Here is a 26903-nt window from a genome sequence, read left to right on the forward strand (position 1 = left end):
GATAAAGGAAAACCATGAGTACACAAGCAGACTTGGATCTGTCCACTCACAAGCCGGTGACCGATGAGCGGGTGAAACGGCAGAAGCCGTTGCAGCGCTTGTTGGTTCGCCCGGAGGTCGGTGCCCTGTTCGGGGCGATCGCGATCTTCATCTTCTTCCTGATCGTGGCTCCGCCGTTCCGGTCACCCGAAGCGCTGGCCACCATCTTGTACGCGTCCTCGACGATCGGGATCATGGCGTGTGGTGTGGCGGTATTGATGATCGGCGGCGAGTTCGACCTCTCGACCGGTGTCGCAGTCACGTTCTCGTCGTTGATGGCCTCGATGCTGGCCTACAACCTGCACCTGAATGTGTGGGTGGGCGCGGCGATGGCCCTGGTGCTGTCGCTGGCTGTGGGGTTCTTCAACGGCTATCTGGTGATGAAAACCAAGATCCCGTCGTTCTTGATCACGCTGTCGACGTTCTTGATGATCACCGGCATCAATCTGGCGGTCACCAAGCTGGTGACCGGTCAGGTCGCGACCCCGTCGATCGCGGATATGCAGGGTTTTGATTCGGCGCAGAAGGTGTTCGCCTCCTCGTTCACCCTGTTCGGGGTGTCGGTGCGGATCACGGTGGTGTGGTGGATTCTGTTCACCCTGCTCGCCACCTGGGTGCTGATGCGCACCCGCATCGGTAACTGGATCTTCGCCGTCGGCGGCAACCAGGACTCCGCCCGGGCCGTCGGCGTGCCGGTGACCGCGGTCAAGATCGGCATGTTCATGTTCGTCGGGTTCTGCGCCTGGTTCGTGGGCATGCATCTGCTGTTCGCCTTCGACACCGTGCAGTCCGGTCAGGGTGTGGGCAACGAGTTCTTCTACATCATCGCCGCAGTCGTCGGTGGCTGCCTGCTCACCGGTGGCTACGGTACGGCGATCGGTGCCGCGATCGGAGCGTTCATCTTCGGCATGGTCAACCAGGGCATTGTCTACGCCGGATGGAACCCGGACTGGTTCAAGTTCTTCATGGGCGTGATGCTGCTGTTCGCGGTCGTCGCCAACAATGCCTTCCGTAACTACGCGTCCAAGAGGTGACCGAGATGAGTTCTGCTATCGAAACCAAACCCGAGTCCGAATCCTCCGGCGGCAAGGTCCCGCTCATCGAACTCAAAGACGTGGGCAAGTCCTACGGTGCGATCATCGCCTTGAAGGGCATCAACCTGCGCGTCAACGCCGGTGAGGTCACCTGCGTGCTGGGTGACAACGGTGCGGGCAAGTCCACCCTGATCAAGATCATGGCCGGCCTGCATCAGCAGACCGAAGGTGAGTTGTTGATCGACGGCGAGGAGATGAAACTCGACTCGCCCAAACACGCCCTGCAGACCGGGATCGCGACGGTGTATCAGGATCTGGCGGTGGTGGGGTTGATGCCGGTGTGGCGTAACTTCTTCCTCGGCCAGGAACTGCGGAAGGGTCCGTTCCGGTCGTTGGATATTCAGGCGATGCGGGCGACCACCAAAGAGGAACTGTTCAAGATGGGCATCGACCTGCCCGATGTCGACGCGCCGATCGGGTCGTTGTCGGGTGGTCAGCGCCAGTGTGTGGCGATCTCCCGCGCCATCTATTTCGGTGCGCGCGTCCTGATCCTCGACGAGCCGACCGCCGCACTGGGCGTCAAGCAGTCCGGTACCGTGCTCCGCTACATTTCCGCCGCGCGGGATCAGGGGTTCGGGGTCGTGTTCATCACCCACAACCCGCACCACGCGCACATGGTCGGCGATCACTTCGTGCTCTTGAATCGTGGACGCCAGAAGCTGGATTGCACCTACGACGAGATCGATCTCGAGGAGTTGACCCAGCAGATGGCTGGTGGCGACGAACTCGACACCCTGAGCCACGAACTCCGCGGCGATCGCCCCTGACGTTCGCGCTCGTGCTGTGACCACCCGCCCGACCCCGCAGGGGGTCGGGCGGGTGGTCAGTTGGCGCGACTCTCCCGCTGGTTGAGCGCGACGCTGAGTTGTCCGCGTCGGCTCCGTCCGCTGGTTGAGCGCGACGAGCGAACGAAGTGAGCCCGACGCTGGTCGAAACCACACATTCGCCGATCACCGTGGGAACCACCACCACCAACCCGCATGGTGAGATACGTTGTGAGCCAGACAAAAGAACGGAGGTGAGGCTGATGTCACGCCACATCGGTGTCGTGTTCGGGGCGTCGAGCCCCTTCGAAGCCGACCTCATCGACGAGTTGTATCGGGCGGCCGACGACGTCGGGTACCGCCTCGCGTTGGGCATGCACAGCGCGACCCGCAGCCGCGCGCGGGCCGTCGACGATCTCGTCACCCAGGGCTGTGCGGTGGTCATCGTCGTCGGCGCCGAATACGGCGACCAGTTCGACGTCCAGGTACCCATCGTCATCGTCGGCGAACGACTGCCCAACCTCAACGCGGTCACCATCGGCACCGACGAATGGCGCGGTGCTCACCTCGCCGTCCAGTATCTGATCGACCTCGGTCACAGCGCGATCGCCCACATCGAAGGCGGCGAACACCCCTGCGCTGCCGAACGACTGCGCGGCTACCTTGGCGCGATGACCGCCGCCGGCTACCGCGACGAATGCCGAACCCTCGTCGGCGATTACACCGAAGAGGCCGGCGCGCTGGCCGCCGAACGGATGCTCGCCGAGGGAAATCTGCCGACCGCGGTCTTCCTAGCCAACGACCGCATGGCCGTCGGCTTCATCGACGTCATGCGCAACAACGGCATTCGCATCCCCGATGACATGTCGATCGTCGGCTACGACGACGGCCCGCACGCAGTCCTCGGGCACGTGAACCTCACGACGATCCGCCAAGACGTCGCCGGCCTGGCCGGAGCAACCATCGAGGCCGTCGCCTCCCTGGTCGGCGACTCCGACCGTGCCGCCAACACCGGCGGCTTCGGCTTCTACGGATCGATTGCGCTCGAACCCGAGTTGATGGTCCGCGGCACCACCTCACCGCCGGCCGGCTGGGACCCCGATGCTCCGACGACGGCGCCCCCGGTGCGCTGGGGACTGCTCGCCGACACCTGCGACGACCACCTCGTCCGCGAACTCGGCACTCCCGGAAGGGTTTCCGGAGCCATCGAAGTAGTGGCCAGCGCATCGACGGCGGTCGCGTGGGAGATCGCCGACCGCCTCGGCATCATGGCCAGCTACGGCCTCTATGAAGACCTCATCGACGACCCGGAGATCGACGCCATCTTCGTCGCGCTGCCCGGTGACCTGGGTGAGACCTGGGTGCACAAAGCGCGCGAGGCAGGCAAGATCGTTGGGGTGCCGCAAGAGTAATAATTGCGCGGAATCATCTGGGGCACAACGAAATCTATAGACTTGCAGTCAAGCTGAAGGTTCGTTATTCAGCCTGGTGCCAGTCCGAGGAACACGAAGAGCGACCGATTCAACGCAACGATCGTCGCGTCCGGTAGCCGGCCGATGTTTGTGGTCAGGCTTGCGCGCGGAACCGTCGTGACCTTGTCCACCATGAGACTCGATCGTTGATTCAGACCCGTGACCTCGGTTGCTTCGACGACGATTCGAAATAATGGAGCATCCGTACCGCTACTGGTCAACGGCACAACAGTGACCGAAGAACTCGCGTCGAAACGGTCGTCCTGAATGACAACAACAGGTCGAGGCTTACCGGTGTACGCACCGCGAGCGGCTCCGATGTAAATGTCCCCGCGCCGCATTCAGATTGTCTCGTCGTCATCCCAGTCGACCGAAATAGCATCGACGAAAGCCTGGTCATCGGCCTCCTGGGGGCTCGCCGCAACAGCCGCCGACTGTCGATGCGCTTCGGCGGCAAACTCGGGGGAGTTGACGTCTGGCACCCAGATCTGGACCGGCCGCAAACCTTGCGCGCGCAGCCGCTTGCGATGTTCGCGGACACGATCACGGGTTGATGCCATACCGGCATGTTACATGAAACGGAGCACCTCGGCTGGGATCTCATCCGGCGCAGAGAGTTGACACACGGTTTGTCCCATCTACATACGGGATCTCGTGTGTGGACGGGCAGTTTCCTGCGCTTCTACTCAACCGTCAACGGATCCGGTCAGATAGTGATCCACCGCCGGCCCCATGCGTGTGGCGAGCTCGGCTACGCCGGCGCCGGCGATATCGGGCTGTCGCAAGACGTATCGCATCATCAGGATGCCGAGGACGTGGCCGGCGATCATCGCGATACGCAACTCGCGGTTCTCCTCGGCGGCGACCTCGCCGAGCGCCAGCGTCGCCAGTCCGAAGAAGAAATCCCGCATGCGTTCGGCGACCTGGTCGTGGGTGACGGCGATGCGCAGCAAGGCGATCGCCCGTTCTCGCTGCGGGACGTCGTTCTCCCACACCGTCAGGACCCGCGTGACGAATTCGGTGCCGAGATGGGGCGTGTCGGCAGTCAGGTCGTGAAAGATCGCGGTCGGGTCCACTTCGGGTCGCAAGGCCTCGACGGTCAACGCGTCCTTGTTGCCGAAGTAGTGGTGGATCAACGCCGGGTCCACACCGGCGCGCGCGGCGATGGCGCGCATGGTGGTGCGCTCGAATCCACGCTCGGCGAACAACTCTCGCGCGGAGGTCAGGATGGCGGTCCGTGCCTCGGGTCGCCCTGAGTCGAGGCGCGGCCGGCCACGTGCGCGCGGAGTCATGATCGGGCCAGCACCAACATCTTCTCTTCGATCGTGGCCGGCACGGGTGTGATGGACGCGGCGATTCCTGCCTGATTGAGAATCTGGTGCAGCGCAGTCGGATCGGTGTCGGCGACCCGGATCGAGCGGCCCGACAGGATCACCGGGACATGTGCCGAGTTCAGTGCGGCGAAGGCCAGCTGCCAGTCGTCGGTGGTCACCGACACCGCGCGGGTGTCGCCGATGATGTCGGCTTCGCTGCCGTGGGCGACGAGTTGACCTGCCGACATCAGCAACAGGCGGTCACACTCCTGGGCCTCCTCCATGTAGTGCGTGGTGACGAGAACGCCGGTGCCCTTGTCGGATTCGGCGCGGATGGTGTCCCACAGCCGAGCCCGGGAGAGCGCGTCGACACCGGAGGTGGGTTCGTCGAGCACGAGTGCGGCGGGGGAGTGGGCGAGCGCGACGATGAACGCGATCCGGCGTTGTGCACCCAGGGGAAGGTCGCCGACCAGTGTCCGGGCATGCGTGCGGAGGTCGTCGGGCAGCTCGGGCACCGGCACTCCGTACGTGCCGGTGGAGAACTCGAGATTCTCGGCGACGGTCAGATCGCGGTACAGGCCGAGGTTCTGGGGCACATAGCCGAGGCGTGCGCGTCGGTCGCGATCGGGCGGGCCGTCGAACAGCGAGACCGAACCGTCGGTGGGGCGCAGCAATCCGAGAAGCATCCGGATCAGGGTGGTCTTGCCGGCGCCGTTGGCGCCGAGCAGACCAACCACTTCACCGGGCCGGACATCCATGGTGACGTCGCCGACGGCGGTGAAGTCGCCGAACTTCTTGGTCACCGAGGTGGCTGTGATGACGGGTCTGTCGGTCATACGGTCGCTCCGGTGGACATCTGCCGTTGTAACGACAGGGAGATGACGATGTCTTCGAGGTCGGGCGTGACGATCGATCCCGGGTCGCTGTCGGTGGGCGCAGATCCGTCGGGCCAGTATTCGTGGCGTTCATGTCCACGGCGCCAGGACCATTCGCGGCGTATCGGTTGCGTCGTGCGCGTGATGGTTCCGCGGAATCCGGCGCGGACGTCGTCGTAGGACCCCTGGGCGAGGGTGCGTCCGCTGTCGAGGACGAGTAGTTCCCCGGCGCGTTCGGCCTCGTCGAGGTAGGTCGTCGACATGATGACCGCGGCACCGTCGGCGGCGCATTCGGAGATCATGCGCCACAGGTCGATTCGGCTGACCGGGTCGACGCCGGTGCTGGGTTCGTCGAGGATGATCAGGCGTGGTCGATGGATCATCGCCATTGACGCTGCGAGCTTGCGGCGCATGCCGCCAGACAGGGCGGATGCGGTGCGGTCGGCGGCGACTTCGAGTCCCGCGCGGGCGATCATCTCCTCGCGCCGGTCGGTCAGCGCGGTGCCGGACAGTCCGTAGATGCCGCCGACGAAGTCGAGGTTCTGCCGAACCGTGAGCGCGCCCCAATTCCCCGGTCCGGCAGGGAGGAAGCCCATCTCGGACTTCGTCGGCGCATCCACCTCTCCGGACTGGGGAATGACTTCGCGGGCGAAGGCGCGCAATAGCGTCGTCTTGCCGGCACCGTCGCCCCCGACCACGGCGACCACGGTGCCGCCCGACAGTTCCACCGTCACGTCGTCGAGCGCTACCGTGTTGCCGAAGCGGACGGAAACGTTTCTGGCAGAGGCGATCATGAGGCGTCGACCTTCCGCGAGGTCTTCGGCGCGTTGGGCGCCAGATCTCGTCGGAATCGCAGTGTTGCACCGGTGAACACGACTACCGCCATCAGCGTGAGCACCAAGAACGGCAGCCAGAGCGACGATATCGGTGCACCGCGCAACATGATGCCTTGGGAGATCATGGTGAAGTAGGTCAGCGGCAACAGGTAGCCGATCCACCGCACCCCGGCAGCCATCGCGTCGAGCGGAAAAATCATGCCCGACAACAGGATCTGCGGTAGCAGGAACATGAAGGCGGTTTGGATGGCCTGTCCCGTGGTCTGCGACATCGTCGATATCAGCACACCCAATCCGAGGACGACGAACAGGAAGATGGCACCGCCGAGCGCGAAGGCGAGGACGTTGCCGTTGAACGGTACTCCGAACAACAGCATGCCCAGCAGGGTCACAATGATCATGTCGATCGCGGCGAGCAGGAAATACGGTGCGATCTTGCCGAGGATCACCTGGCTGGGTTTGATCGGCATGACCGCCAGTTGCTCCAGTGTGCCCGCCTCACGCTCCCGGACCAGTCCGATGCTGGTGATGATGGTGCCGATGAAGGTGAGGATCAGGCCGATGATGGCGGGCACCATGACCCACGACGTCTTCAGGTCGGGATTGAACAGCACCTCGGTTTTGACGGCGGCGCCAGCTTTGTTGAGGATGCCGACTGTGGACTGAGCCGAAAACAGATTGGAGCCGTCGACCAGTGCCAGGGTCGGGGTTTGCCCGGTGACAAAGGCGACGTCAACCTTGTTCTCTTTCAACAGGTTCACCGCATCATCCTGCGTGTCACCGGGTTTGATGGTCGTCACGTCGAAGTACGACGGCAACGCGGCCGCGGCCTGCTGGGCCTGTGGGCCGACCACGGCTGCTTCCGTCGACGTGACGAAAAAGTTTGCGGCATAACCGAAGATGACAAGCAGCAACAGCGGCAGCACGATCAGCATGGCGAGCGTGCGCGGATCGCGCCGGAGTTCGCGGAATTCCTTGAGAATCATTGCGCGCATGAACTGAGCATAGAACTCGATCAGCCAAATGTCACCAGGTGATGAATAATTGTTCTCCGGTCAATCTCAGATCTTCACCGCCAGCACCGGGATCGGGCTCTGCAAGATCAGTCGCTGGCTCACCGACCCCAACACCGCCTTGCCGACGGCGCTGCGTCGTCGGACGCCGACGACCAGACGTGACGGGTGGCGATGCTCGATCTCGTGCAGAACGGCGTCCGCGGGATCGCGTTCGTCGCGACCGGTGCGGTCGACGACGGTGATGGGAACATCGGTCTCGATCTGCGAGAGGTCGAGTTTGGTCAGGGCGAGGTTGACGGCGACGAGGTCGGTGTCGAAACGCTGTGCCTCGCTGACGGCTTCGTGGAGTGCGTGGGTGCCTTCGGCGGTGTCGGTGACCGCGACGATGATGCACATGGGGTTGCTTCCTTCCGTATCCTGGTGATCAGTGGAAGTCGCCGCGGGAGAAGGACTCTTCGAGTTCCTCCAGCGACCGACCGCTCGTGTTGGGCAGGGTCTTGTAGGTGAGGAACGTCATGATGGCGCACACGACGAAGAAGACGGTGTAGGTGCCGGTGATGCCGCCGATTGAAACGAGCGTGGGGAATGCCTGTCCGACAATGGCGTTGGTGGTCCAGCCGATGAGGACCGAGACGCCCATGCCGAAGCCGCGCATCCGCAGCGGGAAGAGCTCGGACAGGCACACCCAGACAGGGATGTTCAGCGTGGTCTGCATGACGAGGACGAACAGCGCGACGAACGCGAGCACGGCGTACGCCTGGATCTTGCCATCGGGGACGACCAGAGTCGATGCGACGATCAGGGCGTGGCAGATGGTGACGCCGATGAGTCCGGTGATAATCAGACGGCGTCGGCTGACCCGGTCGATGACCACGAACAGGCACAGCACACCGCCGGCGACCGAGGCGACACCCATGAAGATGTTGGCGATGGGTGCGGCGTTGTCGCTGAAGCCTGCGGTCTTGAGGAGATCGGTGCCGTAATACATGACGGAGTTGATGCCGGTGAGTTGCTGTCCGACGGCGATGATGATGCCGGCCAGCAGGATGCGTCGCACCCACGGGATGGCGAGGTCGGCCATGCCGCCGGTCTGCGAGGCCTTCTCTTCTTCGGCGAGTTCTTCGACCTCGGCCATTTCGGCGCGGGCGCGGTCTTCGGTGCGGACCTGGGTGAGGACCTCGAGGGCTTCGTCGTCGCGGCCCTTGGAGATCAGCCAGCGTGGAGACTCGGGCATCCGCAGCATGCCGATGAACATGCAGACAGCGGGAATGGCGCAGACGGCCAGCATGATTCGCCAGACACCCTCGTGCTGGCCCCAGAGCGCGTGGATGATGGCGTTGATCACGAACGCGGCGAGCTGGCCGACGACGATCGCGAGATCGTTACGCCCGGAAAGGGTTCCGCGGCGCTCGGCGGGTGCCAGCTCGGACAGGTAGATCGGTACGGTCACCGATGCGCCGCCGACCGCGAGGCCGAGGATGAAGCGGGCGGGGAGCAAGAGTTCCAGGCTGGGTGCAGCTACCGCGCCGAGCGTGCCGACGAAGAAGACGACCGACAGCAGGATCATGGTCTTGCGGCGGCCGATGGAATCGCTGAGTCGACCGCACAGCAATGAACCTATCGCCGCACCGATCAGCAGGGTGCTGACGACGAGGCCCTCGGTGACGTCGGTCAGGCCGAGTTGTTCGCTCATCGGCTCCAGTGCGCCGTTGAGCACACCGGTGTCGTAGCCGAAGAGCAGGCCGCCGAAGGTGGCGACGACCGCGATGAGGTCCATGCGGCGTTGATGCGGGCCCGGACGCAGCGGCGGTAGCGCTATACCGCTGCGCGTGACCGAGGTGGCGATTTTGGACATGGGGTCTCCTGCCGTGTCCCGGGGGAGCGGACGCGGTGGTGTTGGGGTCAGGGGTGTTTGGTTATCAGGTAGGGGATTTCGCGACTATCAGATTTCGGGGGCGAGGACGATGTCGAACTCGGCGCGGGCCCAAGTAGAGTCGCCGAGGTCGCGGCCGTCCGGTGCGGGAGTGCCTGCGGGCTGTTCGACGAAGTCCTTGATGAGTGATTGCTTGACACCGAAAACGGTGTCGCTGGTGAGGAGTTCGTCTCCGCGGACGAAGATGTGGGTGACCAGGGCGCGCTGTCCGGGTGCGGTGACCATGAAGTGCAGATGCGATGCGCGCATGGGGGAGCGGCCGGTGGCGGCGAGCATCCGGCCGACCGGGCCGTCGTGTGGGATCGGGTATGGCGTCGGGGTGAGACCCCAGAACCGGAAACGGCCGTCGTCGTCGCTGTATAGGTGTGCGCGACCGGACACGCGGTCGTCGCCGTATTGAACGTCGTAGAAGCCGTCCTCGTCGGCCTCCCATACCTCGATGCGGGCGTTCTGGATCGGATTGCCGTCGGTGTCGGCGACGGTGCCCTCGACCCAGCACGGTTGACCGGTGGCGCCGCCTGCGATGTCTCCGCCGTGCTCGATCTGTGGTGCGTCGTCAACAAAGAAGGGACCGAAAACCGTTGCCTCGGTGGCATTCTTGTAGGCTTCGTTGTTGACATTGATGGTCTGCATGGAGGCGCCAAAAACGTCGGAGAGCAGGATGAACTCCTGGCGGCGGTCATCGGTGATGTGGCCGACCTCGGTGAGGAACGAGATGGCGGTGTTCCACTCGTCTTCGGTGAGTCGCACGTCGCGGATGAAGGCGTGCAGGTGCCGCACGATGGCCTGCATCAGCTGCTTGAGTCGGGGATTGTCGCAGGAGTCGAAGGAGGCCAACACGTTTCGGATCAGCTGCTCCTCCACCTCGGACTGGGCAGCAGAGATCGCGGGGGTGGGGCGGTCGATGGTGGTGTTCTCGGTCATGGTGTTCTCGATTCGTGATGGGCTGGATCAGGATGCCGTGAGGACGGTCGGTTCGTCGCCGGACCAGGCGGCTCGGAGGAGGTCGCGAATACCGCTGAGGGTCAACGGACGTGGATTGCCGTAGGACTTGCTGGTCACCTCGTCGGCGATCCGGTCGATGTCGGCCTCGGTCATGCCGAGTTCAGCGAGGCTGCGCGGTGCGCCAAGGTCGCCGGCGAGGTGCCACAGTCGCATCGCCGGCGCACCCTCGCCGGGGAGGGCGCGAGCGAGTGCGGCCATCGCGGTCGGCGCGTAATCGGCGTTGTAAGCGAGGGCATAGGGCAGCACGACGGTGTGGGTGGCGGCATGCGGGAGGTTCAGCGTGCCGCCGAGAGCGTGACACAGCTTGTGGTGCAACGACATCGTGGTCGCACCCAGCGTCGCCCCGCACAGCCACGCGCCGTACATCGCGTTGCTGCGTGCCTCAGGATCGGAGCTGTCGGCGACGATCGTCGGCAGCGCGGCAGCCAGTGCCCGGACGCCCTCTTCGGCCATCAGCGAGATGATCGGGGAGGCATCAGGGGCGTACAGCGCTTCGGCGGCATGGGCCATGGCGTTGATACCGCTGGTCACCGACATCGCGGTCGGCAGCGTGAGAGTGAGCTCCGGATCGTAGACGACGCTGCGGGGCAGGACGCGGGGGTCGCGGCCGGTCTCCTTGCTGCCGTCGGTGGTCAGACCCCACACCGGGGTCATCTCCGAGCCGGCATAGGTGGTCGGCACGGCCACGATCGGCAGACCGTGCTTGAGCGCGATGGCCTTGCCCAGGCCGATCGCCGAGCCGCCGCCGACGGTCACACATCCGTCGGCGCCAAGTGCGACGGCCTCGCGCTGCGCCTTGTCGGCGACCTCGGCGGGCACATGCATCACCGCATCCGGACGTACCCCGACACATCGATCACCCAAGACCGCGGCGATCGCTTCGGCGGTGTCGTCTTGCCCGGGAGAACACAGGACGAGAACCCGCTCGAGTCCTAGGGCGTCGAGCTCGTCGGCGAGCGTGGCCAGCGACCCGGCGCCGAATCGCACTCGCATCGGCAAGGCCTCGTAGTGGAAGTCGTAGGACATGGGGCGGATCTCCTGGACGTATCGAGTTCAGAGCAGAGTTGTCATCGCGGAGGTCGGTGATCACCGGTGGTGTATCGACCCTCCGGGAGGTGCTGTCCATCCGGCGACTGGTGCCATACAATGGACAACGTGTTCGTACAGTAGCATAAGATTTGGTCCAGCAGTGATACGAATTACTGAGACACATGGTGTGGGTAGTGACACACAGGCCGCCGACGGTGCGTGTGAGCGCCAAACGACAGAAGGACGGGTGCTGTGAGTGCCATTCAGTTGCTGACCAAGGCCGGGCAGGCTGTCGATGAGCTGGCCCGACGGGGCCCGTCGACGCCCGCCGAGCTCGCCAAAGCGATTTCCGAACCGCGGCCGACTGTCTACCGGCTGGTCGACGCGCTGCGCGAGATCGGCATGGTGCGGACCGGCGCCGATGGTCGAATCGAGCTGGGCACCGCGGTGCTGCGGTGGGGCGATGCGGTGGTCGAAGCGTTCGTCGACGGCGGTGACCTGCGGAAACAGCTGCAGTGGGTGCGGGAACAGCTGGGCATGAACGTCTACTTCTGCGTGCCCCGCAGTGACGGCGCACTCTGCCTGGACCACGTCGAAGGGTCGGTCGTCGACATGCTCGACCTCGGCCCCGGCCGGACGCTGCCGCCCACCGCGGGTGCGTCGTCGATCGCACTGCTCGCATTCGGAGAGTCGCGCCTGCAGGACGAGGCCTTGGCGCGCGCACCCTACGAACAGATCGCCTCGGGTACCCCGACGACCGCGGCGCAGCTGACTGCGGCCATTACCCAGGCGATGCACGACGGATGGGTGGTCGACGACAGTCAGATCGTCGAGGGGGTGGCCTCGATTGCGGTGCCGGTGCTCGGCATCGGCGAAACCGTGGTCGGGGTGCTGTCGGTGGCCGGCCTCCGCGCCAGCGTTCTCCCGCAAGCCGAGGCGGCCGCGCGAGTGCTGCGGGTGGCGGCCGAGGTGATCGCGCGTTCCATCATCGAACGGGGCGTCCGCGCCGACAACGTGAATGGCGCACGCCTGGCACCCGACACCGGCCGCGAGTCGGCGCGCGGCCCGGCTCTGATCGTCAAGGCCGGCGCGCTGATGGAAGCGCTTGCGGCAGAACGTGTTGCGACCTCGGCCCGGCTCACCGAACTGATCGCCGAGCCGGTCAGCTCGGTGTACCGGATGCTGGCCACGCTGGCTGACATCGGCTGGGTGGAACAGATCGAACACCGCGGGTCCTACCGGGTCGGCGGCAAACTGCTGTCGCTGGCCCGAGATCTCACTCTCGGCCTCGACATTCGTCGCACCGCGCTGCCGGTCATGACCCGTATTCACGAGGCGACGGGGGAGACCACCTTCCTGTGCGTGCGGCACGGTACGCGGGCCGTCTGCATCGAGCGGCTCGACGGGGTCCGGGTCAATAGCCGCGTGCTGCGCCTGGGTCGCTCGCTTCCGCTGCACATCGGTGCCGCGCCGCGCGCACTGCTGGCGTTCGAAGACCGCGAGTCATGGGAGGAGTACGCCTCCATCGCGACCCTGAGCGAAGACCTGATTCACGACGTCGGCTCGCGGTCGGCGCTCTACGCCCAACTCGACGAGGTCCGCGACCTCGGCTACGCGCTCAGCGACAACACCGTCACCCCCGGCATCGCGGCCGTCGGTGCACCCATCTACGACCATCGCGGCCGGATTGCGGCGTCGTTGTCGGTCAGTGGCATGCGCGACGGCATTCTCGCTGATCGGGGCGAGGATCCGTCGGTGACCGAGCTCGTTCTCGAGGGCGCTCGGGAGCTGTCCGGCTACCTGGGTTTCGACGGTTTCTCCCGCTGAAGTCCATCAAAAATCCCTCATTTGTCATGACATCTTGATCGGGTTCTGTGAGCCATGCGACCATGGACACGTTGTCCACTAGGTGGCAGCAAAGGCTTGCAAGGCTCATCTGCCCCGAGCGTGACCACAGCCAACAGCCCGCGGATCCCCTCCACTGAGGACCCGGTCAGGGCTCGTCTGACAAAGGAGAATCCCCGTGTCCGAGACCATTCGCGTCGGCCTTCTCGGTATCACCCATCCCCACGCATCCGCGCGCGTGCGCGCGCTCTGGGAGATCGACGGTGTCGAGGTGGTCGCCGCCGCCGACGACGACTCGCGGCTGAAATACTTCACCGACAAATACGACCTCGAGCCGCGCACGATCGACGAGATCCTCGACGACGACGAGATCACCGCGATCATGGTCCACTCCAAGAGCAAAGACATGGTGCCGCACACCATCCGGGCGCTCGAGGCCGGCAAATCCGTCGTCGTCGAGAAGCCCGGCGGCGGTACCGTCGCGGATCTGCAGAAGCTGCGCGAGGCCGAACTCGCCGCCGCCGACGGACTCGTCGTGCAGGTCGGCTACAACGTGCGGCTCGCCGAATCGGTCACCCGGGCCAAGAAACTCCTCGACGAGGGCGTGATCGGCGACGTGGTGTCGGTGTCGGCACGCGGCGCGGCCCTGGTCGGTGAACACCTCACCCAGCACCTCAATCAGCCCGCCGACATGGGCGGTGTGCTGTGGATTCTCGGCTGTCACATGCTCGACACCCTGGTCAGCGTGTTCGGCACCCCGGAATCGGTGAACGCGCGAGTCCACAAGCCCGCCAAGCTCTCCGGCGACGACAGCCGCGAGGACTCCGCCGCGGTCCTGCTCAACTACCCGGACCTGTCGATGACCTTCAACTTCGACGGCCACGACAACCTCGAATGGTTCGAGAGCTCCAACATCACCGTCTACGGCACCCACGGCATGATGGAGGTCGGCATCCTGCCGCAGCGCCTGCGGGTCTACGTCGACGCCGACCGCGGATCCTTCGCCCGCGGCTGGACCGACTGGACACAGAGCCACTTCACCCCGCCGTTCGCGCGCACCGAGGTCAACAAGTTCTCCGAACTGCCTGAGCTGGAGAACATCAGCAACTTCCACACCGAGATGCGCGGCTGGATCGACAGCATCCGCAGCGCTGCTCCCATCGTGTCGCCGGTCGACGATGCGCTGACCGTCGCCCGCATCGTCGACGCCTGCTACCGCTCGGAGCAGGCACGCGGCGCCGAAATCGCCGTCGACGCCCACTGATTCGTGCGAACCCCGGAATCGTAGAACCGATTTGCCACAAGCGAGGACATCATGACACCGCAACTCATCGCCACCTGCTGGACCAGCGCCGGCGACACCGCCCCGATGCGCGCCGACGAACGCAGCCCCATCCCGATCGCCGAGCGCATCGCGGTCATCGCCGAAACCGGCTGGGACGGAATCGGACTGGTTCACGCCGACCTCATCGACGCCCGCGACACCATCGGCTACGAGGCTCTGTCGCGAATGATCCGCGACGTCGGCATCGACATCGTCGAGGTCGAGTTCCTCAACGACTGGTGGGTCACTGGCAGCGAACGCGCCGCGGCCGACCAACTGAAGGCCGAACTGTTCGAGGCCGCAACCGCGCTCGGCGCTCGGCACGTCAAGGTGGGTGCCGGACTTGCAGAGGAACCGCTGCCGCTGTCGACGCTCAAGGCCGCGTTCGTCGATCTCGCCGCCGAGGCACAGGACGCCGGTATCCGCCTCGCCTTGGAGGCGCCGCCGTTCTCCCACATCCGCACCACCCGCGAGGCCGTCGAGGTTGTCACCGCCTCCGACAGTCCGTCGGCCGGGCTGATGATCGACATCTGGCACACCCACAACAACGGGTTGAGCCACGAGGAGCTGTGGCAGATGGTGCCCATCGAGCGGGTCGCCGCCGTCGAGGTCGACGACGGATTCGACCGGCACAACGCCACCATCGCCGACGTCGTCGACGACACCATCAATCACCGCACCTACTGCGGTCGAGGCGATTTCGGTACCACGGCGTTCATCGAGCGCGCCGTCGAAGCGGGCTGGACGGGGCCGTGGGGCGTGGAGATCATCTCCCACGACCACCGGGTGCTGCCGGCCGCCGACGGTTTGCGCGTCGCCCGTGACACCGCACTCGAATGCTTCGCCGCTGCCGCTGTCGTCGGCAGCTGACCTCACATCCCCGCAAGGAACTCCCATGCCTCAGCAGAAACTGCGCCTCGCCCTGTTCGGATCCGGCCGCATCGGGCAGGTGCACGCCCGTAATCTCGCCGATCACCCCGACATCGAGCTCGCGCTCATCTCCGATCCGTTCATCGAGGGCGCCCGCACCCTCGCCGCACAGACCGGGGGCCGTGCCGTCTCCGATCCGGCCGAGGTGTTCGCCGAACCCGGTCTGGACGGCGTGATCATCGCATCACCGACACCCACGCACGTCGACCTCATGTCCCAGGCGGCGGCGCACGGTCTCGCCGTGCTCTGCGAGAAGCCGATCGACCTCGACATCACCACCGTCCTCGAGTGCCGCGACAACATCCGCGAGCATCAGGTGCCGATCATGCTCGGCTTCAACCGACGGTTCGATCCGAACTTCAAGGCCGTGCGCGACGAGGTCGTCGCCGGCGCGATTGGCACCCTCGAGCAGCTGACCATCATCAGCCGCGATCCCGCACCCGCGCCGCGCGACTACATCGAGGCCTCTGGCGGAATCTTCCGTGACATGACGATCCACGACCTCGACATCGCCCGCTTCTTCATCCCGAACATCGTCGAGGTGTCCGCGGTCGGCTCCGCGTTGTTCAGCGCAGACATCAAGTCGCTCAACGACTTCGACACCACCACGACCACCCTGCGCGGCGCCGATGGCGAGATCGTGACGATCATCAACTCGCGGCATTGCGCCTACGGATACGACCAACGCATCGAGGCATTCGGCTCCACCGGAATGCTCACCGCCGGCAACGTTTCCGCCACCACGGTCCGTCGCTACGACGCCACCGGCACCGAACAGGCCGGACCCTGCCTGCCGTTCTTCCTCGAGCGCTACGCCGCCGCCTACCGCGCCGAACTCGACGCGTTTGTCCAGGCGATCCGCGCCGGCGGGACCTGCTCGCCCGGGTTCGACGACGGCGTCGCCGCCCTCGTGCTGGCCGACGCGGCAGCAGAATCGGCGACCACCGGCAAGACGGTGTCGGTCGTCGACGCGCTGCGGTAGAGAAGGCTCGCGGGATGGGCGCGGACACGATGGCCGACGTACTCGACGTTGCGGTCGATCGGTCCGCGCCCATCCCGCTCTACCAGCAACTTGTCCGGTTCCTCGAAATAGCCATCGACCGCGGCGAACTCGCGCCGGGCGACCGGGTCGCGAGTGAAATCGAGCTGGCCCGTCTCGCTGGGGTCTCGCGGGTGACAAGTCGCCGCGCGATCCAGGAATTGGTCGATCGTGGTGTTGTAGTGCGTAAGCGCGGGGTCGGGACGCAGGTGCTGCACCGCTCCACGGCAAGGGAGACCACCAGCCCATTCGACCTGTTCGGCGGGTGCGGGCCGCGTCCGGTGACACGGGTCCTCGATTTCCGTGTCGGCACACCCAGCGACGACGTGAGGCGGGATCTGTGCCTTCCCGTCGGGGCGAAAGTGGTGCGTGTCAAGCGTTTACGTAGCGTGGGCGGTGAGCCGCTGAGCGCGATGGTCAACTGGCTTCCCGCTACGATCTGCCCAACCGTGCACGAACTCGAAACCGACGGGCTCTACCGTCTGTTGCGGTCGCGTGGAATGCACATCGGTCTGGCGCGGGAAACGATTCGTGCGCGTGTGGCGACGCGCGACGATGCTGTGTTGCTCGCGGTTGAGGTGGGCAGCCCGCTGTTGTCTCTGCGCCGCACTGCATTCGACCGCGACGGCCGTATCGTCGAGATCGGGCTGCACACGTTCCCGGCCGAGCGCTACTGGTACGCCACCGCACTTCCGTTCGTCGAGGGAGCTCGCGTCGAGATCACTTGTCGGGCAGAGTAAGTGGCCTCGATGCGCTCGGCTCCTACGTCGCCGGGCTTACTCGACCAGCGGGGGATCGCCTTCCCGCTGATCGAGTAAGGGAGGAGCTTGCGACGACCGCATCGAGATCGACGTGCACGCATCGCGAACGACCTATACCGCTTGACACGTGTTCGGGAACTGTCGGGCCACTTGAGGTTTGCGGGCTTCTGTCCATCGCGCGATCGCCGGGGTGGGTGGTTATGGCATGCGCGTATGCCCCGCCACCGGGTGTGGTGGCGGGGTCGGCGAGCGGGACAGCTCAGGGAGCGGGAGAAGTCAGGTCGACCGTGGTGACCGACCACCCCGACGCGATCAACCGTGGGACGCGACGTCGCTCCTCCGGTGTGGATGGTGGTCCGGTCGATACTTTGGGTTCGGTTGTGCTCGACCGGTTCTGGTGGGTGGGGGTGTTGGCTCGTCGCGCGGCCAGGCGGCGGGCGAAGTCGTGGGCGACGATGCCGGTGCGGTTGACCCGCGCCGGGCCGGGCCGGGCCCATCACGGCCGTTGCGGGCCCAGGCGGGCCGCCCGGCGTCGGGTCCGTCTTTGATGATGTGAGTCGACCATTGTCCGGGCTGATCCCCGACCATCCGATTGTGTTTCGGGCACGCTCCGGCGAGGTCGATGATGTCGGTCAACCCGCCATCGGCCCAATCTTTTTCCGCATGATGGACCTCAAGGTGGGTGAACGGCTGACTACACCCCGGACACGTGCACACCGCCCCATCGCGGGCCAGCAGCATCATGCGTTGGGCTTGATTCGCCAACCGGTGACCGTCCCCCAGATACAGTGGCTCGGCGCTGTGGCCGGTGAAGACCGCGAGGTGCGGGTGGGCGTCGGCGGCCAACTCGATGACCTCGGAGATCGGTAGCAGGTCCCCACCGGCAGTCGTCGCGACCCCAGCTCGCTCCTGCAACGCGGTTTCGGTGATGGTGACGATCAGATGCGGCGGCAAACCCCGGTGGGATTTCCCGAGCAGGCCCCCGTCGGCCACGGCCTTCAACAAGGCGTGCAGCGCATCATGATTACGTTGGGCCTGGGTACGCCGGTCCCGTCGGGCCGCAGCTTTCAGCGCTTCGGGGTCGGCGTCGTTGTGGTTGCCGCGCGGTGAGTCGGGATCGTCGGGCATGTTCATTCCGGGGGCGGCCCAGGCGTCGAGGACCAGTCGCAGCAGGGCGGTGGTAGCGGGGTCGAGGTGGCCTTCGAGGGTGGCCATCAACTGGGTGTCCTGCTTGGACAGGTACAGCGAGCGTTGTCGTCGCCGGTCTTTGTCGTCGGTCAGGGTGCCATCGGGATCGATGCGCGCCAACAAGTCGGCGCCGAGCACCTTGAGTTCTTGCGGCACGAACGAGCGTGCATGCTCGGCCATTTCAGCCTCGGCCGCCGCACGTACCTCGGGATCCACCGCGCCGGGGATCTTGGCGAGGATGTCGATGACGGTGATCGCGTGATCGGGGCCGATTGATCCGTCGGCTAATGCGGCGGCCAGGTTCGGGCATTTCGGTGCCAGTAGTTCCCCGGTCAACGAGTACATCGGCATCAGATGAAACATCAGTTTGCGACGCCGTCCGGGGTCGGTGATCCGCAGGGCAAACGCCATGAAGTCGTTGATCGACCGGTAGCCCTCCAAGCCGGCCACGCCGCGGTCGTTGCACTCCATCACCCGCTGCAACCCGAGGTAACTCATCCGTCGGGCACTGCGTTCGTGGGCTTCGGCCGCGGCGATGGTGTCCTGATAGGAGTCGGCGGTCGCGTTGTGGGCGGCGATCCGATCCAACACTTCGTCGAGCTCACCGTAGAGCGAGACCGCTGTCTCACCGACGTTGGTGCTGGTCATCGAGCCTCACCCCCTCATGGTCTCGAACTGATGTTCGAAAGTCTACGCCGGTGAAGGTGTAAAGGCAAGACCCTCATCTCGGGCACTTTGCCCGAGATGAGGGTGCGTTGTGCATTACCGCGGTTCGAGACCCAATGCGCGGTAAGCGTTGTCGAGATACCGCATGTTCTCCACGGCATCGTCGAGGCCGATCGGCAACGACGCACCATGCTGCACGGCATTCGCGAATGCCTCGAGCTGGTAGGTGTAGGTCGACCGGGAGCCCAGGTGCTCGACGCTAACCGCGCCGCTTGCGGAATCGATAATCGTCAGACGGTCATCACGATTCGGGCCGAGAAAGTCGTGGGCATACAGCGACCCGGACTTGCCGACGACTCGCAGACTGAAGACGAACTCGCCCGCCACCATCGAGTTGGCCAGAGTCCCGTTGGCGCCGTTGGGATACACGACGTCGAGCACTGCCGACTCGTCGATCTGCTCACCGCGCAGCACCGCACGACCACCCGAGATCTCCGGTGTGCCACCACACCAGCGACCAAGCAGTCGTGAGACGTGCAGCGAATAGCAGCCCAGATCCATCAGCGCGCCACCGGCGAGGTCATACGACCACCGTGGATCGCCGTCGTCGGGTGCGGGCATCGCCATCACGACCTCGACCTCGCGCACCGCACCGATGGTGCCGGCGTCGAGCACCTCGACGACCCGGTCCATCAGCGGATGGAAGACATAGTGGAAGCCCTCGAGTACCAGCACACCCGCCGCACGCGCGGCGTCGGCGATCTCCCGCGCCTCGATCTCGTTGCGCGCGAACGGCTTCTCCGACAACACTGGCTTGCCGGCGCGGATTGCGGCGAGATTCCACGGCCCGTGCAGGGAATTCGCGAGCGGGTTGTAGATGACGTCGACCTCGGGGTCGTTGATCACGTCGTCGTAGGAGTCGAGAACCCGTTCGACGCCGTACTTGTCGGCGAACACCTGCGCGCGGTTGCGGTCGCGTGCGGCGACGGCGACGAGTCGATGCCCCAGGGCCTGCGCCGGTCCGACGATGGCCGACTCGGCGATCCGGGACGCGCCGAGGAGCCCGATGCGGAGCGGAGACGATGCGGCGGTCATACGCGCACCGGCCGCTCGGCGGTCTTGCGCAGGAACGACATCGACACCGCCACATTGCCTGCGGCGGAATCGCCCTCGGCGTCGTCGGCGAGAATCGTGTCCTGCTCCAGGACATACCAGCCGTCGTAGCCGGCATCGACCAGTGTCGCAACGACTCTCGCAATCCGTGCGTCACCGGCGCCGAGCGGGACGTACATGCCCTGCCGAACGGCCTCGGTGTAGGTCAGCTCACCGCGCTGCACCTGTTCCGCCAGATCGACACGGACATCCTTGAGATGGGCATGGCGGATGCGGTCGGTGAACGCCTCGGTCACCTCGAGCGGATTGGTGCCGCCGATCAGCAGATGCCCGGTGTCCAGGCACAGGCCGATTGTCGAGTTCTCCAGCACGCGATAGACCTCGTCACGTTGCTCGATCATGGTGCCCACATGCGGATGCAGGGCTGCCACCACACCTCGGGACGCGGCGAGTTCACCGAGCCGATCGAGGTTGGCCAGCAACGTCTTCCACTCGTCCTCGGACAGGTCGGGTCGGTCGTCGTAGCCGTCGACGCCGGTCGCGGCGGCCAGGATGATCACGTCACCGCCGGATGTCTCGAGCCGATCGAGGACCTCGTTGACTGCGGGCGCCGGGTCATGATCGGCCTTGTGCAGCACGACGGGCACGAACGAACCGACACACTTGAGGCCGTAGCCGGTGAGCATGTCGCGGAGTTCGGCGGGCGCCGACGGCAGAAATCCGTCGGGTCCGGTCTCGGCAGCGGTGACGCCGAGGTCGCGCATCTCACCGAGAACGCGTTCGGGAGCGAGTTGATGTCCCCAGTCGGGGACTTCGCAGACGCCCCAGGAGATCGGGGCGGCGGCGATACGGAGGTCGGTCATCGAAGGTCCTTACGTTGTTGGTGCTGAGGAGGTTTCGGCGCGGATCTGCTCGATCCGGACGGGGGTGCCGGTGGCGGCAGATCGGGTGGCGGCCTCGGCGATGAACGCGACTTCCAGTGCGTCCTGGGCGGTACACGGCGACGCCGTGCGGTGGGTGACCATGTCGCAGAACGCCGTGAGCTCGGCGCGGTAGGCGTCGGCGAAGCGATCCATGAAGAAGCCGTGCGGGGTTCCGGTAGGAAACGCGATGCCCGGCTGCATGTTTCGGACCGGGGTGCCATCGTCCCAGCCGGCCACCGCCGAGTCGGTGCTGCCGTGTACCTCGAGGCGGCAGTCGTAGCCGCGTCCGTTGTAACGGGTCACCGACACCACGCCGACGGTGCCGGACGCGAATGTCAGCAGCACCGACGCGCTGTCGAGGTCGCCGACCTCGGTGAAGATCGGGTCGCCCTGATTACCGCCGGCCGCGTAGACCTCGACCACCTCGTCACCGAGAACCCAACGCACCGCGTCGAAATCGTGCACGGCACAGTCGCGGAAGATGCCGCCCGAGGCAGCGATGTAATCGGGCGGCGGCGGTGCCGGGTCCAGCGTCGTCGAGCGGACGGTCGTGATGAATCCGAGTTCGCCCGACGCCACGGCCGCGCGGGCGGCGGCCATCGCCGGGTCGAAGCGCCGGTTGTAGCCGATCTGCACCGGGACGTCGCTGCCGCCGATGCGGCGCACCACCTCGGCCGAATCGGCCACCGAGAGCGCAATCGGCTTCTCGCAGAACACCGGAACGCCGGCGGCGACGGCCTTCTCGATCAACTCGGCGTGCGTCGGGGTCGCACTCGCGATCACCACGGCGTCGACCCCGGACGCCAGTACTGCATCCGCGTCGGGTGCCGCGCGGACAGTGGGAAAGCGCGCGGTGGTGGTATCCACGGCGGCAGGATTGGCGTCGGTGGCCACCAACGCGTCGACGTCGGGCAGCGCCGTCAGCGTCGACGCGTGAAACGAGCCGATCCGGCCGAGTCCGACAAGTCCAATGGTGAGTCCCATCAGTCGATTCCTCCCATGACGATTTGGTCCCAATCGATGACCGAGCCGGTCACCACACCGCTGCGGTCCGACAGCAGGAAGACGATGAAGTCCGCGATCTCATCGGGCTGTCCGAGCTTGCCCATCGGGACCGATGCGTTGGCCTGGTCGATCCACGAGTCGTCGGCCCCGTGAAACTGCTTCTGCACCTCGGCTTCACCCTCGGTTTCGGTCCAGCCGATATTGACGCCGTTGATGCGGATCTTGTCCCAGCGGTGGGCATGAGCGGCGTTCTTGGTCAGCCCGACCAGGCCCGCCTTGGTCGCCGAATACGGTGCCAGATAAGCCTGTCCGCCGTACGACGACATGGTGATGATGTTGACGATCGTGCCGGGCGCACCACGAGAGATCATGTCCTGCACCGCCGCCTGCATGGTGAAGAACGGGGCGCGCAGGTTCACCGCCACGTGCTGATCGAACAGCTCCGGCGTTGTGTCGACGAGGCTGCCGCGGCTGGTGGTGCCCGCCGCGTTGACCAGGCAGTCGATCCGGCTGTACTCGGCGATGGTGGCGGCCACCGAATCGGCGGCTGCCTTCGGATCGGTGAGATCGGTGGCGACGAACCGCACGGGCAGCGCCTCGAGTTCGGCCTCGAGACGCTTGCCCTTCTCGGCGTTGCGACCGGAGAACACCACGCGCGCACCCGCCTCGGCGGCCACCCGCACGATAGTGGCGCCGAGTCCCTGGGTGCCGCCGCTGACGAGCAGCACCTTGTTGGTCAGCAGTCCTGTCGTCATCCGATGTGTGCCTCTCTTGTTGGGTTATCCACTGATCCCTGAGGAGCCCGCGAGCGCTAGCGAGCGAGCGTCACGAAGGGCCCTTCGTGGCTCGGCTAGCGCCTCGCACCTCAGGGAGCGGGTGGTCGGTGGCGCCTCGCACCCAGGGCTGGGGTCACGCACGATGCCGGGCGTCCAGCTCGGTGACCTCACGCTCGAAACGCTCGGCGTCGAACCGTCCGGCCACCGCGCGGGCGACCAGTTCGGCCTGCGTCTCGCCGTGCAGTCCGGTGATCGGCTGGTCGAGGTCGAGGTTGCTGGGGAAGGCGTAGCCCTCGGCCGACGAGGCGATCACGTTGCGGACCGCGCGGTCGTCACCGGTCTCCGCGAGCTTGACGAGCGCGGGGTAGAGCGCGCGCACCATCGCGCTGCGATCGACCGCGTCCATCGCCCGACCGAACGCCGACGACACCTGCAGCAGGTTGGCCATGCGCTTGATGTCGGTGGAGACGTTATTGCCCGCCGCGTGGAACAGGCCGGGGTTGAAGAACACCGCATCGCCGGCCCGCAGCGGCAGCTGCACATAGTTGGCCGCGAAATGTTCCTGGAACTCGGGCAGATTGAACGCGAGATAGCCGGCCTCGTACTGCTGCGAGTAGGGCAGGTACATCGTCGGCCCGGACTCGATCGGCATGTCGACGTGCGCGACCGCACCCTGCAGGGTGAGAGCGGGCGACAGTCGATGAGTGTGCGCGCGGAACTTCTCGGCGGTATCCGGCGACATGAACCCGAGGTGATAGTCGCGATGCGGATTCTGCGCTGCGCCACCGGGGTTCACGACGTTCACCTGCGAGGTGACCTGATACATCGGGCCCAGCCAAGCCTCGCTGATCAGCGCGAGCACATCGTTGGCGTAGTAGCGGGCGAACAATTGCGGATCGCGCTCGGCGAACTTCTGCAGCGCGTTCCAGATGCGGTCGTTGGCGCCCGGCTTCGCGAAGTGGTCGCCGCCGGTCATCCCGGCCGCCTTCTGATCATCGATGATCGCGGTGAACAGGTCGGTGGTCTCGGCGAGGCCGTGCTCGGCGCCGAACGCGCCGCGGAACACGACGATGCCGGGTCCGGTCAGCAGAGCCTGGGCGAGTTCGTCGGACAGGTCGGCGCGGCGAGCGTCGTCGAGGGCGACGACTTCGGCGGAGTCGTAGAACAGCACGCCGCGAGAGGTCTCGGCGGCATACGGGTAGTCGGCGAGATCGGTCACCTGATCGAGCAGGGCGACGAACTCGTCGATGTCGCATTCCTGTTCGGTGATGCGGTTGGCGCGTGGCCGGAGGGCGGCGGGATGGGCGCTGCGCGTCATGGCTGCAGTCCTCTCGGAAATCGGAGTCATCAGTCGTGGTTTATCGGGTCCCTGGCGATTCCGCCGTGATCACTTCACCAGAATGGCAAGATCCTATTGTCAGGACAAGATCGAAAAGCCATCAGATATCCCTCAGGAGTGGGCTGTGCCACATCGCTATCCAGTGCGCGAGATCGCGCGGCAGGCAGGAGTCAGCGAAGCCACTGTCGACCGCGTGCTCCACCGCAGGTCAGGCGTGCGGGAGGGCACTGTCCTGCAGGTCGAGCAGGCGATCGCCGATCTTGACCGGCAACGTACCCAACTACGGCTGTCGGGTCGCCAGTTCATGATCGACCTCGTCATGGAGACACCGCGCCAATTCTCCCGGCTGGTGCGGGAAGCCCTCGAGTTGGAACTGCCGGGCCTGCGGCCGGCGGTGATCCGCGCGCGCTACCACCTCAACGAGACCTGGGAGACCGACGACCTGATCGCCAAACTCGACGCGATCGTGCGGCAGGGCAGCCACGGTGTGGTGCTCAAGGCGCCCGACACCCCGGCGGTCGCCGAAGCGATCGGCCGACTGACGGCCCGTCGAATCCCGGTGATCACGCTGGTCACCGACGTGCCGATGAGCACCCGCGTCGCCTACGTCGGCATGGACAACCGCGCTGCGGGCGCCACCGCCGGCTATCTGATGTGCCAGTGGTTGCGGCACGTCGACGCCGACGTCCTCGTCATGACCAGCAGCGAGATGTTCCGCGGCGAAGAGGAACGCGAGATGGGCTTCCGGGCGGCCATGCGCACCTACGATCCGGACCGAAAGGTCATCGTCGTCACCGATTCCGACGGGCTCGACGAGACGTGCGGGCCACTGACGACGCGAACCCTTCGTGAGCATCCCGGCGTCGCCGCGGTCTACTCCATCGGCGGCGGCAACAAGGGCATCGTCGCCGCGTTCGGACGAGAGGACCGCACCTGCGAGGCCTTCATCGGACACGATCTCGGCGACGCCAACCGCGCGCTCTTGCGCAGCGGTCACCTGACCGCGGTACTGCATCATGACCTGCGGGCCGACATGCGGGCGGTCGCGCAGACGGTGATGGGATTTCACGGTGCCTTGCCGGGAGATCACCGGCCCCGCGCGTCCGGCATCCAGATCATCACGCCACACAATGTGCCCGAAGACTGAAACCGGTCATCCCGGCTGTGCGATGCGCGACGCCGCGGGGCCGGGAAGGATTAATCTCATTCAAGATTCAGGCGTCCAGGTGCCTGTCCCGACACGAGGGAGTCGAGATTGAGTACTGCATCGGGTGACCCGAATGTGGCGAAGCAACCCGCCGGGCTTGAGCCCAGCAGTACCAAAGCGTTGCATCCCGGTGCGAAGGAAGGGCAGCGCATCCTCGGACTGGTGCTGATCGGTGCGGCGATGGGTATACCGGCATCGGTCGCTGCCTGGGCTTTCCTCCAAATCGTGCACTGGCTCGAGAATCTCCTCTGGACCGACCTGCCCGACGCGCTCGGGCATAGCAGTCCGCCCTGGTATCTCATTCTCGGCCTGCCGATCTGCGGTGCCGCGGTGGTCGCCCTGGCGCGTGCGTTTCTTCCCGGCGACGGCGGACACAGTCCGCTGTTGGGTATCGGTGGACCCCCGACACCCTGGCAGTACGCGCCCAGTGTGCTGCTGGCCGCGGTCGGCACCCTCGCCTTCGGCATGGTGCTCGGTCCGGAGGGCCCGCTCATCGCGATCGGCTCGGCGGTCGGCATGATCGTCGTTTCCATGACCAAACTGCCCGGGCCGGCTGAAGGGGTGATGGCCAACGCCGGATCGTTCAGTGCCGTGTCGGCGCTGTTCGGTGGCCCGCTGGTCGCCGGTGTGTTGTTGTTGGAGAGTGGCCTTGCCGCCGGTGCCGCGCTGCTCCCGGCACTCCTGCCGGGGCTGACCGCGGCCGCCGTGGGCTACGTCATCTTCATCGGTCTGGGCAATTGGAGCGGCCTCGGTTCGGCCGGTTTGTCCGTCCCCGAGCTACCGCACTACGAACACACCCGCATCCTCGATCTGGTGCTGGCCATCGTCGTCGGCATCGTGGCCGCCATCGTCATGCGGGTCATCAAGAGCATCGCGAACCGTATCGACGACAAAGCCGAGACCCCGAACAGCAAGCAGAAGTACGGAGTCCTTTTCCTCGGCGCCATCGCGGTCGGGGTCATCACGCTGATCGCCCAGGCGCTCGGCGCTACCCACGATGAAATCCTGTTCTCCGGACAAAGCGCGGTTCCCGACGTCCTCGCCGAGACCAGCATCGGGATCCTGCTGCTGATCATCGTCGCCAAGGGGTTGGCGTATGCGATCTGCATGGGCGCCGGATTTCGTGGTGGCCCCGTTTTTCCGGCGATCCTGATCGGTGTCACTCTTGCGACCATCGGGTGCGTGATGTTCGGTTCCTCGATCACGTGGGCGGTCGCCGTCGGTGCCGCGGCGGGAATGACCGCCGGCACCGGTCTGGTGTTCAGCTCGCTCACCTTGGCTTTGCTGCTCACCGGCTCGCCCGGCATCGATGCCCTGCCTGCGGCGGTGCTCGCGGTGGTAGCCGCCTGGCTGACGAAAGCGATTCTGTCCGAGCGACAGAATTGAGCGTGGTGGTATTCGTGTTTGTTAT

26 protein-coding genes are annotated in these 26903 nt (G+C 65.6%); 10 read left to right on the plus strand and 16 right to left on the minus strand.

Annotated elements, in window-relative coordinates:
• Positions 1–14 precede the first annotated feature (14 nt).
• From AAFP30_RS00525 to AAFP30_RS00535, 3 genes are all read left to right on the plus strand, one after another.
• Positions 15–1073, plus strand: a complete 1059-nt coding sequence (locus AAFP30_RS00525) for an ABC transporter permease (protein WP_419227873.1) — start codon at positions 15–17, stop codon at positions 1071–1073.
• Positions 1074–1078: 5 nt separating this feature from the next.
• Complete coding sequence (locus AAFP30_RS00530) at positions 1079–1900, plus strand: ATP-binding cassette domain-containing protein (RefSeq protein ID WP_419227874.1); 822 nt, start codon at positions 1079–1081, stop codon at positions 1898–1900.
• Positions 1901–2160: 260 nt separating this feature from the next.
• Positions 2161–3309, plus strand: coding sequence for a substrate-binding domain-containing protein (locus AAFP30_RS00535; RefSeq protein ID WP_419227875.1), 1149 nt, complete (start codon positions 2161–2163; stop codon positions 3307–3309).
• Positions 3310–3377: 68 nt separating this feature from the next.
• Here AAFP30_RS00535 and AAFP30_RS00540 read toward each other — a convergent pair whose 3' ends face one another.
• The 10 genes from AAFP30_RS00540 to AAFP30_RS00585 all read right to left on the minus strand — a co-directional run bounded on the left by AAFP30_RS00540 (position 3378) and on the right by AAFP30_RS00585 (position 11373).
• Entirely contained in the window at positions 3378–3710 is a 333-nt protein-coding gene (locus tag AAFP30_RS00540; RefSeq protein WP_419227876.1) for a type II toxin-antitoxin system PemK/MazF family toxin, read from the minus strand.
• On the minus strand, positions 3711–3929 hold the full coding sequence (locus AAFP30_RS00545) for an antitoxin MazE family protein (RefSeq protein ID WP_419227877.1): 219 nt from the start codon (positions 3927–3929) through the stop codon (positions 3711–3713). It lies immediately after the preceding gene.
• Between the two features lie 126 nt (positions 3930–4055).
• The gene (locus AAFP30_RS00550) at positions 4056–4661 is read right to left on the minus strand and encodes a TetR family transcriptional regulator (RefSeq protein WP_419227878.1); all 606 of its coding nucleotides are present in this window, start codon (positions 4659–4661) and stop codon (positions 4056–4058) included.
• On the minus strand, positions 4658–5518 hold the full coding sequence (locus AAFP30_RS00555; RefSeq protein WP_419227879.1) for an ABC transporter ATP-binding protein: 861 nt from the start codon (positions 5516–5518) through the stop codon (positions 4658–4660). The genes AAFP30_RS00550 and AAFP30_RS00555 overlap by 4 nt, the downstream gene beginning before the upstream one ends.
• Positions 5515–6351: an ABC transporter ATP-binding protein gene (locus AAFP30_RS00560; protein ID WP_419227880.1), complete on the minus strand. Its 837-nt coding sequence runs from the start codon at positions 6349–6351 to the stop codon at positions 5515–5517. The genes AAFP30_RS00555 and AAFP30_RS00560 overlap by 4 nt, the downstream gene beginning before the upstream one ends.
• Complete coding sequence (locus AAFP30_RS00565) at positions 6348–7388, minus strand: ABC transporter permease (protein ID WP_419227881.1); 1041 nt, start codon at positions 7386–7388, stop codon at positions 6348–6350. Before AAFP30_RS00565 ends, AAFP30_RS00560 begins: the two co-directional genes overlap by 4 nt.
• A gap of 66 nt (positions 7389–7454) precedes the next feature.
• Complete coding sequence (locus AAFP30_RS00570; RefSeq protein ID WP_419227882.1) at positions 7455–7805, minus strand: universal stress protein; 351 nt, start codon at positions 7803–7805, stop codon at positions 7455–7457.
• A 28-nt stretch (positions 7806–7833) separates the two neighbouring features.
• Entirely contained in the window at positions 7834–9264 is a 1431-nt protein-coding gene (locus tag AAFP30_RS00575; protein ID WP_419227883.1) for a sugar porter family MFS transporter, read from the minus strand.
• Positions 9265–9351: 87 nt separating this feature from the next.
• On the minus strand, positions 9352–10266 hold the full coding sequence (locus AAFP30_RS00580) for a dioxygenase (protein ID WP_419227884.1): 915 nt from the start codon (positions 10264–10266) through the stop codon (positions 9352–9354).
• A gap of 27 nt (positions 10267–10293) precedes the next feature.
• On the minus strand, positions 10294–11373 hold the full coding sequence (locus tag AAFP30_RS00585) for a maleylacetate reductase (protein WP_419227885.1): 1080 nt from the start codon (positions 11371–11373) through the stop codon (positions 10294–10296).
• 255 nt (positions 11374–11628) lie between these two features.
• Between AAFP30_RS00585 and AAFP30_RS00590 the strand changes: the two genes are divergently transcribed.
• The 5 genes from AAFP30_RS00590 to AAFP30_RS00610 all read left to right on the plus strand — a co-directional run bounded on the left by AAFP30_RS00590 (position 11629) and on the right by AAFP30_RS00610 (position 17254).
• On the plus strand, positions 11629–13203 hold the full coding sequence (locus AAFP30_RS00590) for an IclR family transcriptional regulator (RefSeq protein WP_419227886.1): 1575 nt from the start codon (positions 11629–11631) through the stop codon (positions 13201–13203).
• Between the two features lie 196 nt (positions 13204–13399).
• The gene (locus tag AAFP30_RS00595; RefSeq protein WP_419227887.1) at positions 13400–14485 is read left to right on the plus strand and encodes a Gfo/Idh/MocA family protein; all 1086 of its coding nucleotides are present in this window, start codon (positions 13400–13402) and stop codon (positions 14483–14485) included.
• A 51-nt stretch (positions 14486–14536) separates the two neighbouring features.
• Complete coding sequence (locus AAFP30_RS00600) at positions 14537–15415, plus strand: sugar phosphate isomerase/epimerase family protein (protein WP_419227888.1); 879 nt, start codon at positions 14537–14539, stop codon at positions 15413–15415.
• A 25-nt stretch (positions 15416–15440) separates the two neighbouring features.
• A complete protein-coding gene (iolG, locus tag AAFP30_RS00605; RefSeq protein ID WP_419227889.1) occupies positions 15441–16457 on the plus strand; it encodes an inositol 2-dehydrogenase in 1017 nt (338 codons plus the stop codon).
• A 14-nt stretch (positions 16458–16471) separates the two neighbouring features.
• Positions 16472–17254 (plus strand): GntR family transcriptional regulator, encoded by a 783-nt coding sequence (locus tag AAFP30_RS00610; RefSeq protein WP_419227890.1) that lies wholly within the window; start codon positions 16472–16474, stop codon positions 17252–17254.
• A gap of 333 nt (positions 17255–17587) precedes the next feature.
• On the opposite strand, the gene AAFP30_RS00615 is transcribed toward AAFP30_RS00610, so the two are convergent.
• The 6 genes from AAFP30_RS00615 to AAFP30_RS00640 form a co-directional block, all read right to left on the minus strand.
• Positions 17588–19111, minus strand: a complete 1524-nt coding sequence (locus tag AAFP30_RS00615) for a DUF222 domain-containing protein (RefSeq protein ID WP_419227891.1) — start codon at positions 19109–19111, stop codon at positions 17588–17590.
• A 114-nt stretch (positions 19112–19225) separates the two neighbouring features.
• Positions 19226–20224 carry a Gfo/Idh/MocA family protein gene (locus AAFP30_RS00620; RefSeq protein WP_419227892.1) on the minus strand — a complete coding sequence of 333 codons (999 nt, stop codon included), beginning with the start codon at positions 20222–20224 and terminating at the stop codon, positions 19226–19228.
• Entirely contained in the window at positions 20221–21105 is an 885-nt protein-coding gene (locus AAFP30_RS00625; RefSeq protein WP_419227893.1) for a sugar phosphate isomerase/epimerase family protein, read from the minus strand. Before AAFP30_RS00625 ends, AAFP30_RS00620 begins: the two co-directional genes overlap by 4 nt.
• A 9-nt stretch (positions 21106–21114) precedes the next feature.
• Positions 21115–22149, minus strand: coding sequence for a Gfo/Idh/MocA family protein (locus AAFP30_RS00630; protein WP_419227894.1), 1035 nt, complete (start codon positions 22147–22149; stop codon positions 21115–21117).
• The gene (locus AAFP30_RS00635; protein WP_419227895.1) at positions 22149–22925 is read right to left on the minus strand and encodes an SDR family oxidoreductase; all 777 of its coding nucleotides are present in this window, start codon (positions 22923–22925) and stop codon (positions 22149–22151) included. The genes AAFP30_RS00630 and AAFP30_RS00635 overlap by 1 nt, the downstream gene beginning before the upstream one ends.
• 154 nt (positions 22926–23079) lie before the next feature.
• Positions 23080–24264 (minus strand): phytanoyl-CoA dioxygenase family protein, encoded by a 1185-nt coding sequence (locus tag AAFP30_RS00640; protein ID WP_419227896.1) that lies wholly within the window; start codon positions 24262–24264, stop codon positions 23080–23082.
• Positions 24265–24409: 145 nt separating this feature from the next.
• On the opposite strand from AAFP30_RS00640, the gene AAFP30_RS00645 reads away from it, so the two are divergent.
• Complete coding sequence (locus tag AAFP30_RS00645) at positions 24410–25432, plus strand: LacI family DNA-binding transcriptional regulator (RefSeq protein ID WP_419227897.1); 1023 nt, start codon at positions 24410–24412, stop codon at positions 25430–25432.
• A 108-nt stretch (positions 25433–25540) separates the two neighbouring features.
• Positions 25541–26878 (plus strand): chloride channel protein, encoded by a 1338-nt coding sequence (locus tag AAFP30_RS00650; RefSeq protein WP_419227898.1) that lies wholly within the window; start codon positions 25541–25543, stop codon positions 26876–26878.
• Positions 26879–26903 lie beyond the last annotated feature (25 nt).

Source organism: Gordonia sp. CPCC 205515, from assembly GCF_048537925.1.
GTDB lineage: Bacteria > Actinomycetota > Actinomycetes > Mycobacteriales > Mycobacteriaceae > Gordonia.